Source organism: Myxococcus eversor, assembly GCF_010894455.1.
Lineage (GTDB): Bacteria > Myxococcota > Myxococcia > Myxococcales > Myxococcaceae > Myxococcus > Myxococcus eversor.
On sequence record NZ_JAAIXY010000001.1, the window covers coordinates 675,116 to 687,487 of the forward strand.

A 12,372-nucleotide genomic window follows, 5' to 3' on the forward strand; every position below is an offset into this window, starting at 1 on the left:
ATCCGCGCGCGGATGTGCGTTTCAGGCGGAGTTCGACGCACGTTGTCAAAAGTTTACCGCCGCAGCGCGCCAAGCCGGTTTTGCGTATTGGTAAACCAGGATTCACGGTTTACAGAGCCGTTTCCGAGCTTGGGGCTCAAGCCATCAGCCGGTGGAAGATGAGGGAGACGTTGGTGCCGCCGAAGCCGAAGGAGTTGCTCATGACGGCGTCGACGCGGGCTTCGCGCGCGACGTTGGGGACGCAGTCCAGGGTGATGAGCGGGTCCTGGTTCTGGAGGTTGATGGTGGGCGGCAGCACGCCTCGGGTGAGGGCGAGCACGCTGATGACGGCCTCGGCGGCGCCGGCCGCGCCGTTCATGTGGCCCGTCATGGACTTGGTGGAGGAGACGGCCACGGTGCTGGCGGCGTCGCCGAACACGCGGGCGATGCCCTGCGTCTCCATCAGGTCGCCGACGTCCGTGGAGGTGCCGTGGGCGTTCACGTAGCCGATGTCCGACGGCGAGAGGGCCGCGTCCTTGAGGGCGGCGCGCATGCTGCGCTGGGCGCCTTCGCTCTCGGGTGCGGGCGTGGTGATGTGGTGCGCGTCGGAGCTCGCGCCATAGCCGGTCAGCTCCGCGAGGATGCGCGCGCCTCGGGCCTTCGCGTGCTCCAACTCCTCGAGGATGAGCATGCCCGCGCCCTCGGCGAGCACGAAGCCGTCGCGGTCCTTGTCGAAGGGACGGCTGGCGGCCTGGGGCGCGTCGTTGCGCAGGGACAGGGCGCGCATGGCCGCGAAGCCACCGACACCGAGCAGGGAGATGGGCGCCTCGGAGCCTCCGGCCACCGCCACGTCGAACTCCCCGCGCTGGATTCCGCGCAGCGCCTCGCCGATGGCGTGCGCGCTGGTGGAGCACGCGGAGTTGGGGGCCCAGGAGGGGCCCTTGAGGCCGTGGCGCAGGCTCACGTAGCCGGGCGCCATGTTGATGATCATCTGGAGGATGAAGAAGGGGCTGATGCGGTCCGCCCCCTTCTCCAGCGTGCGGCGGTGCGTTTCCTCCAGGCTGGAGATGCCGCCGATGCCGGAGCCGATGATGGTGGCGATGCGCTCGGCGTTCTCCGGCGTGACTTTCAGGCCCGAGTCCGCCAGCGCCATGTCCGCCGCCACCACGGCGAAGTGGGCGAAGCGGTCCATCCGTCGCGACTCACGCCGCTCGATGTAGTCGTCGACCTTGAAGTCCTTCACCTCGCCCGCGATTTGACAGTCGAGCGCGCTGGCGTCGAACAGGGTGATGGGCCCCACGCCGCTCTGGCCTCGCACCAGCGCCTCCCAGCTCTTCTCCACGCCCGTGCCCGCGGGGCTGATGAGCCCCATTCCCGTCACCACCACGCGCCGCTTCTGCATCCGCCGCTCCCTTGGATGACACGCCAGGAAGACGAACGGCCCGGCCGCTCGTGCGCCTTCCTTTTCGTGGCGTGCGCTGCATGGCCCTTTGTATTATGACCATCATCCCATCTGGCAACTTTGATTGTCGGTGATGTGGAATATCCGGAATCCGGATGATGGTGTCCATCATTCCATGAGGAAGGAGAAGGGGCCCATGAGCGACGGGACGGCCGGGACGCGCACGAGGACGGTGACGTGGGGAGACTTTCGCGAGGGCGTGGCGGCGGCGAAGTCGCTGTCGGGGTTGGAGTACCTGCGCGCCATCGTCCGGGGTGAGGTGCCCGGGGCACCCATCGCGGCGCTGATGGGCTTCGCTCCGGTGGAGGTGTCGGAGGGGCGCGCGGTGTTCGTGGTGGAGCCGGCGGAGTACCACTACAACCCGATTGGCACGGTGCACGGGGGCCTGGCGGCCACGCTGCTGGACTCGGCGCTCGGGTGCGCGGTGCACAGCACGCTGCCGGTGGGCGCGGGCTACACCACGCTGGAGCTGCACGTGAACATGGTGCGCGCCATCTCCCAGGACACCGGGAAGCTGACGTGTACGGGAGAAGTCATCCACGTGGGAGGCCGCGTGGCGACGGCGCAGGCGCGGCTGACGGACGCGGACGGCAAGCTGTACGCGCACGGCACCACCACGTGCATGGTGTTCCGGCCCCCGGGCCCGGGCGGCCGGGAGTAGAGGGCGCGACGATGCGCTACGCACCCGAGCACAAACAGGCCACCCGCGAGCGAATCCTCTCGGCGGCGCAGACGCTCTTCCGGAAGGAGGGCTTCGCGGGCGCGAGCGTGGAGCGCGTCATGAAAGCCGCGGGGCTGACGGTGGGCGGCTTCTACGCCCACTTCGCCTCGAAAGAGACTTTGCTCGCGGAGTCCGTGCGCGCGTTCTTCCAGCAGCAGCAGGTGCGCTGGTTCGGAGGACTGGAGGAGCTGCGCGGCGCGGACTTCCTGGACCCTTTCGTGCGGCGCTACCTCAACCACCACATCCGCGACAACATGGAGACGGGCTGCGTCATGCCGTCGGTGTTGTCGGACCTGACGCGCGGGACGCCCGAGGCCCGCGAGGCACTCGCGCAGGGACTGGAGACCTTGGCGGACGAGCTGCGGGCTCATGTCCCGGGTGAAGGGGGCGTCACCGGACGACAGCGGGCGCTGGCCACGGTGGCGCTGCTCTTCGGCGCGATGACGCTCGCGCGGGCGACGAAGCACCTTCCGCTCTCGGACGAAATCCTGGAAGCGGCGCGCGCGTTCCTGCTCGCGGGCGGCGCGCCGCCTCCGAAAAAGCGACACTGAGGGGACAGGGAGGCCCGAGCGTGGTGCTCGCCTCTCCGACACCTCGCCTCCGGGCCGGGATGTCGTTGGAGGTGGTGATGTCCTTCGCGCGCGGCCGTTGGGTGCTGGGGGTGCTCGTCCTCCTGGGGCTGTCCTGTCTGGGCGTGCCGAGGGCGCGCGCCGCGAAGGACCCGGCGGCGCTGCGCTACAACATCACCTACGTGCGCGAGCCCACGCATGCGCTCGACGTGGAGGTGGTGCTGGTGCGGGGCACTCCGCGCGCGTTCCGCTTCACGCAGCCGGGTGGGGTGCACGCCGTGAGCGCGTTTCGCGAGGACGGCGAGCGGCTCGAATTGCGCGTGAGCGATGAGGGCCTGGTCCTGCTCCCCACGGACATCCGCTTCCTGCGCTACCGCTATGACCTGGATGCGCGCCACGGCTCGCGCGGCGCGAACCTGTTCGCGGGTGGAGGCGAAGGCGACGCACGGAACGTCGCGGGCCGCGTGTACCTCATCCGCCCCAATCAGGCGCCGCCCGACCTGCGCGTGGAGCTGGTCGTCGAGGGCACGGACGCGCTGCTGCCCTGGCAGCCGGATGACACCGGCCTGTATCGGCTCCGCGCAGAGGACCTGGTGGACTCGGGCTTCCATGGCTTCGGCGGGCGCCGCTGTCAGGTGGTGTTGCCGGACGCGGTGCTGGACGTGGCGGTGCTCGGCCACTTCACCTCGGTCGATGACACCCAGGTCTGTGGCTGGTTGAAGCAGGCGGCGGATGAGGTGCGCACCGTGCGCCGCGCGTTTCCGTATCCGCGCGCCACGGTGCGCGTCATCCCCGTGCCCGGACACGAGGGCCCGAGCCTCTTCGGCATGGTGCTCTGGAGCTCCCCGCCGAGCATCTCCGTGCTCGTGGGACAGGAGGCGAGCGCGGACTCCTTCGCGCGCGACTGGGTGGTGTTGCACGAGCTGCTCCACCTGACGCATCCGGCGTTCCTGCCGCGCGTGCCGTGGTTGTCGGAGGGGTTGGCCACCTACTTCACGGAGCTGGCCCGCGCGCGCTCGGGGAGGCAGAGCGCCGAGCGCGCCTGGGAGGAGCTGGTGGATGGCTTCGCGCGCGGACGCCGCGCGGCGGGAGCCCGCACGATGGAAGAGGTCATCACCGACGGAGACTTCGCGCTCGGGACGTATTGGACGGGCGCGCTCTTCGCGTTGCATCTCGATGTGGAAATCCGCCGTGTCACTGGAAACCAGCGACAACTGGAGGACGTGTTGGAGTTGCTCGCGGAGCGCGGGAGCACCTCCACGTTCGGTGCATTCGGCGTGGCGGTGGATGCCGTCGCGGGGCGGCCGCTGTTCGATGGCTTGCTCGCGCGACACCTCCGGCGCCCGGCTTTTGTGGAGCAGGAAGGTCTGCTAGAAGCGCTGGGTGTGTCGGCGGGAGCGGAGGGCATCGAGCTGATACCGGCCCGGAACAGCTCATTGCGCGAGGCGATGGAGGTCGGGCGTACCCGCGAGGCCTCGCGATGAGTGACGAGGCGGAAGGGCGTAACCGGCGGGCGGGCAATTGCGTATCGGATGCATCCGCAAGCCACCCGACATCCGTAAATGAGGTCCGCCATGTCCAGAACCCTGTTGGCGCTCGTCGTGCTCCTGGGAGTGCCCGCGTTCGCGGCCGAGCCCGCCGCCGCTTCCCAGGTCTACATCTTCAATGACCCGAACCAGCGGGACACGGTCGCCTTCATGCTGGACGCTCCGCTCGAGGTCATCAACGGCCTGTCCAACGAGGTGAAGGGGCGGGTGGAGCTCAAGGGCGGCATGGTGAGTGGCCGCTTCCACGTGCCCGTGAAGTCCCTCAAGACGGGCAACGAGACGCGCGACGGGCATCTCCAGAATGATCGCTGGCTGGACGCGGCGAAGTCGCCCGATATCGTCTTCGAGTTCGCAAACCTGGCGGTGCCCGCGCCCCTGGAGCCGGGCAAGCCCGTGAAGCTCAAGGGCAAGGGCCGCTTCACCCTGCGCGGTGTCACGCGCGAGGAGGTGGTGGAGGTGACGGCGACGGCCCTCAAGGAGTCGGCCGAGACGAAGCACCGCGCGCCAGGTGACCTGCTGCGCGTGCGCGCGAAGTTCCAGCTTCCGCTCGAGGCTTATGGCATCCAGCGGACGGAAGCGCTGGTGCTCAAGGTGGGGGAGACCGCGGAGGTCTCCGTCGACGCCTGGGGCTCCACGCAGTTCAAACCGTAGTTCCCCCTCAACGCAGTACCGAAAGGAAGCAACACCATGAACGCGAAGGCTCTTGCGGCGATTGTCGGCACCCTGTCCCTGGCCTCCCTCGCCACCGGCTGTGCGTCCACCAAGTCGGCGGAGGCCACGCCGGCCGCCGCGGAGAAGGGCGCCGAGGGCTCCTGTGGCGCCGCGAAGACGGACGGCAAGGGCGCCGAGGCCGGCTGCGGCGCGCAGAAGCAGGAAGGCGCCCCCGCGGCGACTCCGGAGAAGGGCGCCGAGCACGGCTGCGGCGCTGGCGGCTGCAACGGCCAGAAGAAGGAGTAGTCCGCGGCGCACCGGGGGCGGGTGAAGGCACCGGCCCCCTCGCGCCGACCTCCGGGCGGTGGGAAGAGCACCTCCCGCCGCCCGGTTCATTTGTCTCTCGGGGAGGTGGCTGACCGTGGTGGCGACGACGTACGCGCGAAGACACGGCCTTTCGCCCCTGGGCGTGGGCATCGGGCTGCGCCGGAGCTTCTACGAGGAGCTGCCCCGCACCCAGCGGACGCTCGACTGGGTGGAGATCATCCCGGAGAACTTCCTCTCGCTCGGAGGCCGTTCCCAGCGCGCGCTGGACGCGTGTGCCGAGCGCTGGCCGGTGTTGCCTCACGGAGTGGGGCTGGATATCGGCGGGCCGGACGCGCTGGACGAGGACTACGTCACGGGGCTCGCGGCGCTCGTGAAGCGCGTGGACGCGCCGTTCTTCTCGGACCACCTGTGCTACTCGCGGCTGGGCGGCGTGTACCTGCATGACCTGCTGCCGCTGCCCTTCACCGAGGCCGTCGTCGAACACGTGGTGCCTCGCGTGCGCGAAGTCGTGGCGCGCGTGGGCCGGCCGTTCCTGCTGGAGAACCCGAGCTACTACGCGAACATGCCCGGCGGCACGCTGTCGGAGGCGGACTTCCTGCGGCACGTGGTGGAGGAGGCCGACTGCGGGCTGCTGCTGGACGTGAACAACGTCTACGTCAACGCGCGCAACCATGGCTATGACGCCCGCTCCTTCGTGGATGCGCTGCCGCTGGAGCGCGTGGTTCAGATCCACCTCGCGGGGCACACCACCTATCCGGACGTCATCATCGACACGCACGGCGACCGCGTCTGCGACGACGTGTGGTCGCTGTACCGCTACGTGCTTGCGCGCACCGGGCCGGTGTCGACGCTCATCGAGTGGGACCAGGACATCCCGTCGATGGCGGCGGTGCTCGACGAGGCGGACCTGGCGCGCGCGGCGCTGCGAGAAGGGGCGGGGCGATGAAGCCTTCGCTGAAACACTTCTTCGACAGCATGGGGAGCTACCTGGCGCGGCCGGGCGGCGAGTCGTTGGAGCGGCTCTACACCGCGCATCCGGAGTGGCGCGCGCCCTCTTCGCGCGTGTCCATCTACGGCGACTTCGTGCGAGGCCATGTCCGCACCGCGCTGGAGAAGCTCTTCCCGTTGCTGCGAGGCGCGGTGGGCGCGGAGGCGTGGCTTGCGCTGGTGGAGGACTTCACGCTGACGCGGCCCGCGCGGCACCATGAGGTGAACCGCGTGGGCGAGGGCTTCCCGGCCTTCGTCGCGGACGCGGTGTCGTCGCGAGGGCTTCCTCCGTACGCGCCCGCGCTGGCGCGCTTCGAGTGGTCCGATTTCGCGGTGTTCGTCTCCCAAGCGGAGGCGCCCGCGCCGGTGGAGCGCCTGACGCCGAATCCCACGTTGGTGGTGCTGGAGCAGCCGTTCCGAATCTGCGCCTGGGTGCGCGCTCGGGGCCAGGGCGCGGCGCGGGGGCCCGAAGCAGGAGACGAGCTGGCGCTGCTCTGGCGTCATCCGGAGCGCCTGGTGACGTACTACCAGGAGGCCACGCCGGCCGCGCTGCTGGTGCTGAAGATGGCGGTGGAGGGACTGTCCGCGTCGGACGTGGCGACGGCCACGGGAATGCCCGAGGCCGACATCCTGGAGTCCGTGGCGCGATTGTCTCGCGAGGGCCTGGTGCTGGCGCCCCTCGCGTGATTCGGACGAAGGGCTCCCGACGCCTCAGTGGCGCAGTGAGCACACCTGGCCGACGGCGGAGTCCTCGCAGCGCGACGTGCCCGGGCACTCCACGTCCTGGGTGCAGGACACCGTGCACTGTTTCTCCAGGCACACCCCATCCGGCAGGCCGAGCTTCTGGCAGCGCGTGTCGTCCGCGCACTCAGCGCCGAGCTGGAGCAGGGCGCGGCAGCCCTCGAAGCGCGCCGGGTCCGGGAGGCAGCTTCCCTGCTGGCAGGTGAAGCCCGCCTCGCACCGGTTCGCCACGCGGTCTTCCTCGTTGATGGACTCGCTGCACTGCTTCACGCAGGTGGCCCCGCCCTCGGCGAGGAGCTGGCACGCGGCGCCCTCCGCGCAGCCCCCGTTGACATCACACGCGCCGCAGCGCGGGCCCACCGCTCCGCAGCGGAAGCCCTTGCAGATCATCCCCGCGCCGCACTGCGCGTCCAGCAGGCACTCGACGCAGCTGCCGCCCGGGTTGCACACCAGTCCGTCCGCGCAGCCCGTCAGGCCGCAGCGGTTGACGAGCTCCGCGTTGGGCTCCAACTCGACGCGCAGCTCCTTCTTCTCGCCCGAGCCCACGCACGCCTCGGCCTGGACGCTGGGAAAGCCCACGCCGGCGATGCTCAGCCCGTAGCACCCATCCGGCAGGGGCCCCACGCGCAGCCGCCCCGCGCCATCCAGGACGAGCCGCTCGAAGGGCGTGTCCAGCACGGACACCTCCACGCCGGCCACCCGCTCGCCATGCGAGGCCTTCACCCGCATCTCGAAGAAGCCCGCGTCCCGGGGCGCCACGCGCGAAAGCTTCACCGACTGGCCGCCCGACACCTTCACGGACACCCGCGTCGCCTTCTCCGCCGTGGCGACCACGAACAGCTCCGCGGGCCCCGTGGGCACGCCCTCCAGCTTGAACCGGCCCTCCGCGTCCACCGAGGAGCGCACGTCATGCGCCCCCACCAGGGACACCAGCGCCACCGCCGGGTCGAACTCCGTGAGCTGCCCTTCGATGGTCCCCACTCGCAGCGGCGCGTTCTCCAGATTGCCGCACGCCACCGCTCCCAGCAGCAGGACGACTCCCAACGCGATGTGTTGTCTCGAACCCATCAGAATCGATACCCCACACCGGCCCAGCCGCCGGTGAATCCCACGGCCTGTCCCTCTCCATCCACCACCACGTACGTCAGCATGAGCTGCGCCTGGGTCATCAATTCCAGACGTTCACCCACTCGCAGCACCATTCCTCCCACCACGCCAGGGCTGACGGTGAAGAAGCTCTGCCCGCTGGCCAGGGTGTCCACCTCGAAGGACCGTCCCAGGTACAGGGCGGCCACACGAGGACCGGCGAACAGTGTCAATCGTTCCCACCGCCACAGGTAAGGCAGGGCCATGCCCGCCGAAAACGTGGTGTAGCGGAAAGGGATTTCGTCGTCGGGTTGGAGCTGGAGCGCGCGCCGTCCCGTGCTGAAGCTCACGTCGAACAAGAGCCCGAAGTCGGGCAGCGGCCGGTCCTCCAGCCGCAGCGACACGGCGACCTCCGGCGCCAGCGGCAACAGCTCCTTGCGGCTGCGCTCATCGGCGAAGGTGAACATGCCCCCGAGCAGCGACAGCGAGCGCCGGGGGAAGGCCTCCGACAGGAGCTGCTCCAGCGGCAGCCGCTCTCCGGCGCTGACCTCCACGTCGCGTCGCAGCAGCACCGCGTCGCCCTTGGTCAGCTCCACCGTGCGCTTGCCGGGCGTCACCGCCGCGCCTCCTGGCAGCTCCGTGCGCGCCTCCCCGTCCACCTTCAGCGTGAAGCCGTCCAGCCGGGGGTTGTAGGAGAACAGCTCCGGCCGGCCCGTCCGGGCGATGTTGCCCGACAGCACCACCGGGTCGGCGCCCACTTCGAGAATCTCCGCCGACGGGCGCTGGCGGCCCTCGGTGAAGGCGAAGGTGCGCCTGCGCGCGTAGTCATGCGCCTCCGTCGCGGTGACGGCGCCGTCCGTGTTGCGGTCCGCGCCTCCGCCCAGGCCCTCGACGAGGAAGTGGGTGTAGATGTCGTTGCGCAGCCCCTCGTCCTCGCGCGCCGTCTCGCCCCAGTCACAGGCGGCGAAGACCATGGACGCTCGCGAGGACTCCTCCAGGGGGCGCGCGTAGAAGCCCGACTTGACGCCCGCCAGCTCCTTCTCCAGCTCCTTGGGCAACAGCGACTTGCCGTTGCCGCTGTGACAGGAGGCCAGCACCAGGAGCCTGCGGCGACTGGAGAGCGCGTCGAATTCCGCCTTCAGCATGTCCATGGACAACGCCGTCTGGGCGATGGCGCGATAAGAAGCGTCCCGAGTCACCAGGAAGCGGCGCAATTCGCCCGTGGCGTCCCGGGCCAGGGTGCCGTGCGCGGAGAAGTAGACGACGACGACGTCGTCCGGACGGTGGGCCTGCTTCCGCAACTCCCGCAGCGCCGCGAGGATGGCCGCGCGCGTCGTGTCCTCGGGCCGAGTGAGCACGCGCACCTGGTCGAACCGCCCGCGCGCCGGGTCCAACATCGCCGCCGCCAGGTCCGTGGCGTCCTTGGCGGGGTAGCGCAGGCCGCGCCAGTGGGGGTCGTCGAACTCGGAGATGCCCACCAGCAGCGCCATGCGCCGGGGCGTGTACGCGCTCGACAGTGCCTCCTCGTCGAGCCGCAGCGGCACCAGTCCGCCCTTCTCCATCCCCTGGGACGAAGGAGTCGCGCACGCAGTCAGCGCCACCAGCAGGATGGGAAGAAGGTTCCTCACGCTTGCCTGATTAGCGGGGATTCTGGCCGCTTCGGACGCGGACGTCGAACCTCGTCACCGCCAACGTGCCTTGTTCCCACCGCTCACCTTCACCCACCAGCACGCGCTTCACCTCGTCCGGCGAGGGCTCCAGTCCGGCGGGAGAGGCGGCCAGCCACAGCGTCAGCGGGCCCGACTCGCCCTCCAGGCTGACCCCGGAGAGCCCCTGGGGGCCTCGCAGGTCATGCGTCCCCGCCTCCAACTCGAAGGTGCCGAGCAACTGGGGCTCCTCGTCCGCGCGCCGCTGGAAGAGCAGGGCGGTGCCCGCCTCGGTGGCGTGGTAGCGCAGGAGCAGCACGTCGTCGGAATCCACCAGGGTGTCCGGGTCCAACCGGCGCAGGGCGCCATCCGAGCCCTTGGCCACCACCGCCAGCTCCAGGGCGATTCGGCCCACCTGGCCCTTCACGCCCGACTCCTGGGACGCGGGTCCCAGCTCCACGCCGCTGCCGCCCTGTCTCAAGCGGGGCACGACGATGATAGCGAGCAGGCCCGCGGCCACCGCTCCGGCGATGAGGCCCCACCGTCGGGTGTCCAGGTGGGGCTTTCGCAGCTCGCGGCGCACCCGGGCGAAGCCCACCTCGTCCAGCGGGGCGTCCGTGCGGGGCGGGGCCAGGGCGAGGAGCACGGCGTCCACTTGTCCATCCAGGACATCGGGGCCGGAGTGGGTGGCGAGGAAGCCTTCACACGCCTCGCACGCGGTGGCCAGGTGCTCGCGGAAGTACTTCACCGCCTCCGGCTCACGACGGGCAAGGGCGCTCAGCGCCTCGTCATCCAGGTGTCTCATGAACACTCACTCCCACCGACCGGCGAGCACTCGCCGCAGCAACTCTCTCTTGATACGACCCCGGAAGCGCTCGAGTCTCATCGTCACCGCGCTTTTCCCCACACCCAACTGCTCGGCAATCTCCCGCGCGGAGAGCTCTCCTTCGATATAGAAAAGTTGGACTGTCCGCTTCTCTTCGCCATCTGGCAGCTCGGAGATGAGCTGGCGGACCACCTCGATGTCACGCTCGAGCTGGAGGGCCTCCGGGAGGGCGGGCACCGTCTCCGGCTCCGGGTCCGAGATGTCGTCCTCCAGGCGCCGCAGGCTCGCCTTGCGCTCCAGCCGCGTCCGGGCCCGGTTGCGAGCGATGGACAGGAGCCATGCCTCGAAGGCGCCGGCCTCCTTGAGCCGGGGGAGGGCACGGAATGCCCGGACGAAGGTTTCCTGGATGACGTCTTCCACCTCGTCGGAGTCGAGCGGGGCGAACCCCGCCATCAGCCTCGCCACGAGGGGACGAGTGCGCCGGTACAGCTCACTGAAGGCGGAGGTCTCCCCACTCGCCGCGCGCCGCACCCATTCCGCCAGTCCCTCCGTGGAACCCACCTGTCCTCCTAGACCTCCGGAAGTGTCCGGTGGCCACGCGTCCGGCTCGACTGGCCCCTGAGCACGCCAGGAAGCGGGCGGGGCGGGGCGCTTCCTACTGGCTCCCGGGGGGGCCTCGGGGGGAAGAATGTGTCCCGCCGTTTCATTTCCGCGAGGACCCCGCCATGCGCGTCATCAACTTCAACCCTGGCCCCGCCGGCCTGCCCCTGCCCGCCCTGGAGCGCGCCCGGGACGAGCTGCTCGACTTCCAGGGCTCCGGCATGTCCGTGATGGAGCACAGCCACCGGGGCAAGGAATACGAGGCCGTCCACGACGAGGCCATTGCCCTGCTGACCGAGCTGACGGGATTGCCCACCACCCACCAGGTGCTCTTCCTCACCGGCGGCGCGTCGCAGCAGTTCGCGCAGGTGCCGATGAACTTCCTCACCCCCGACACGAGCGCGGACTACCTCATGACGGGCGTGTGGAGCGAGAAGGCGCTCGACGAGGCGAGGTACTACGGCAAGGCCCGCGTCGCGGTGACGACGGTGCAGCCCGACAAGCACTACACGCGGGTGCCGCGCCAGGACGAGCTGAAGCTGGACCCGAAGGCCGCGTACGTCCACCTGACGAGCAACAACACCATCTACGGCACCCAGTGGCACACGGTGCCGGACGTGGGCTCTGTCCCCCTGGTCGCGGACATGAGCTCCGACTTCCTGTGGAAGAAGATGGACCTGTCTCGCTACGGGCTCGTCTACGCCGGAGCGCAGAAGAACCTGGGGCCCTCCGGCGTGACGCTGGTGGTGGCGGCGAAGGACTTCATCGCGCGAGGGCGCAAGGACCTCCCGAAAATCTTCCGCTACTCCATCCACGCGGAGAACAACTCGCTCTACAACACGCCCCCCACGCTGGCCATCTACCTGGTGCGCAACGTGCTCGCGTGGATGAAGAGCGTGGGCGGCCTTGCACAGATTGAAGCGTGGAACCGCCAGAAGGCGGAGCTCCTGTACGGCGCGCTCGACAGGCTCTCCGGCTTCTACCGGGCGCCGGTGGAGCGCGAGTCCCGTTCAGTGATGAACATCGTGTTCCACCTGCCCACGCCGGAGCTGGACGCGGCCTTCGTCGCTGACGCGAAGCAGCAAGGAATGGTGGGGCTGAAGGGGCACCGCACGGCGGGGGGAATCCGGGTTTCCACATACAACGCGGTGACTGTGGAGAATGTGCGCACCCTCGTCACCTTCATGGAACATTTCGTGAAGACCCGCGGGTAGTCTCCGTCGAACTCGC

The 12,372-nt window shown here is 69.7% G+C and carries 13 protein-coding genes; 8 read left to right on the forward strand and 5 right to left on the reverse strand.

Annotated elements, in window-relative coordinates:
• Positions 1-136 precede the first annotated feature (136 nt).
• Positions 137-1,381 (reverse strand): beta-ketoacyl-ACP synthase II, encoded by a 1,245-nt coding sequence (gene fabF, locus G4D83_RS02755; protein ID WP_163862397.1) that lies wholly within the window; start codon positions 1,379-1,381, stop codon positions 137-139.
• A gap of 196 nt (positions 1,382-1,577) precedes the next feature.
• On the opposite strand from fabF, the gene G4D83_RS02760 reads away from it, so the two are divergent.
• From G4D83_RS02760 to G4D83_RS02790, 7 genes are all read left to right on the forward strand, one after another.
• Positions 1,578-2,102, forward strand: a complete 525-nt coding sequence (locus tag G4D83_RS02760) for a PaaI family thioesterase (RefSeq protein ID WP_163862400.1) — start codon at positions 1,578-1,580, stop codon at positions 2,100-2,102.
• Between the two features lie 11 nt (positions 2,103-2,113).
• On the forward strand, positions 2,114-2,713 hold the full coding sequence (locus G4D83_RS02765) for a TetR/AcrR family transcriptional regulator (RefSeq protein ID WP_163862403.1): 600 nt from the start codon (positions 2,114-2,116) through the stop codon (positions 2,711-2,713).
• A 77-nt stretch (positions 2,714-2,790) separates the two neighbouring features.
• A complete protein-coding gene (locus G4D83_RS02770; RefSeq protein ID WP_163862406.1) occupies positions 2,791-4,215 on the forward strand; it encodes a hypothetical protein in 1,425 nt (474 codons plus the stop codon).
• Positions 4,216-4,305: 90 nt separating this feature from the next.
• A complete protein-coding gene (locus G4D83_RS02775) occupies positions 4,306-4,929 on the forward strand; it encodes a YceI family protein (RefSeq protein ID WP_163862409.1) in 624 nt (207 codons plus the stop codon).
• A gap of 36 nt (positions 4,930-4,965) precedes the next feature.
• Positions 4,966-5,235 (forward strand): hypothetical protein, encoded by a 270-nt coding sequence (locus tag G4D83_RS02780; RefSeq protein ID WP_163862412.1) that lies wholly within the window; start codon positions 4,966-4,968, stop codon positions 5,233-5,235.
• Positions 5,236-5,353: 118 nt separating this feature from the next.
• Positions 5,354-6,202 (forward strand): MNIO family bufferin maturase, encoded by an 849-nt coding sequence (gene bufB / locus G4D83_RS02785; protein ID WP_163862788.1) that lies wholly within the window; start codon positions 5,354-5,356, stop codon positions 6,200-6,202.
• Positions 6,199-6,930, forward strand: a complete 732-nt coding sequence (locus tag G4D83_RS02790; protein WP_163862414.1) for an HvfC/BufC N-terminal domain-containing protein — start codon at positions 6,199-6,201, stop codon at positions 6,928-6,930. The genes bufB and G4D83_RS02790 overlap by 4 nt, the downstream gene beginning before the upstream one ends.
• A gap of 24 nt (positions 6,931-6,954) precedes the next feature.
• On the opposite strand, the gene G4D83_RS02795 is transcribed toward G4D83_RS02790, so the two are convergent.
• Genes G4D83_RS02795 through G4D83_RS02810 form a run of 4 tightly spaced genes read right to left on the reverse strand, consistent with a single transcriptional unit; the run spans position 6,955 to position 11,103 of the window.
• On the reverse strand, positions 6,955-8,052 hold the full coding sequence (locus G4D83_RS02795; protein ID WP_163862417.1) for a carboxypeptidase-like regulatory domain-containing protein: 1,098 nt from the start codon (positions 8,050-8,052) through the stop codon (positions 6,955-6,957).
• Positions 8,052-9,698: a caspase family protein gene (locus tag G4D83_RS02800; protein ID WP_163862420.1), complete on the reverse strand. Its 1,647-nt coding sequence runs from the start codon at positions 9,696-9,698 to the stop codon at positions 8,052-8,054. The genes G4D83_RS02795 and G4D83_RS02800 overlap by 1 nt, the downstream gene beginning before the upstream one ends.
• 10 nt (positions 9,699-9,708) lie before the next feature.
• The gene (locus G4D83_RS02805; protein ID WP_205522552.1) at positions 9,709-10,521 is read right to left on the reverse strand and encodes a hypothetical protein; all 813 of its coding nucleotides are present in this window, start codon (positions 10,519-10,521) and stop codon (positions 9,709-9,711) included.
• Positions 10,522-10,527: 6 nt separating this feature from the next.
• On the reverse strand, positions 10,528-11,103 hold the full coding sequence (locus tag G4D83_RS02810; protein ID WP_163862425.1) for an RNA polymerase sigma factor: 576 nt from the start codon (positions 11,101-11,103) through the stop codon (positions 10,528-10,530).
• Between the two features lie 164 nt (positions 11,104-11,267).
• On the opposite strand from G4D83_RS02810, the gene serC reads away from it, so the two are divergent.
• Positions 11,268-12,356 (forward strand): 3-phosphoserine/phosphohydroxythreonine transaminase, encoded by a 1,089-nt coding sequence (gene serC / locus G4D83_RS02815; protein ID WP_163862428.1) that lies wholly within the window; start codon positions 11,268-11,270, stop codon positions 12,354-12,356.
• Positions 12,357-12,372 lie beyond the last annotated feature (16 nt).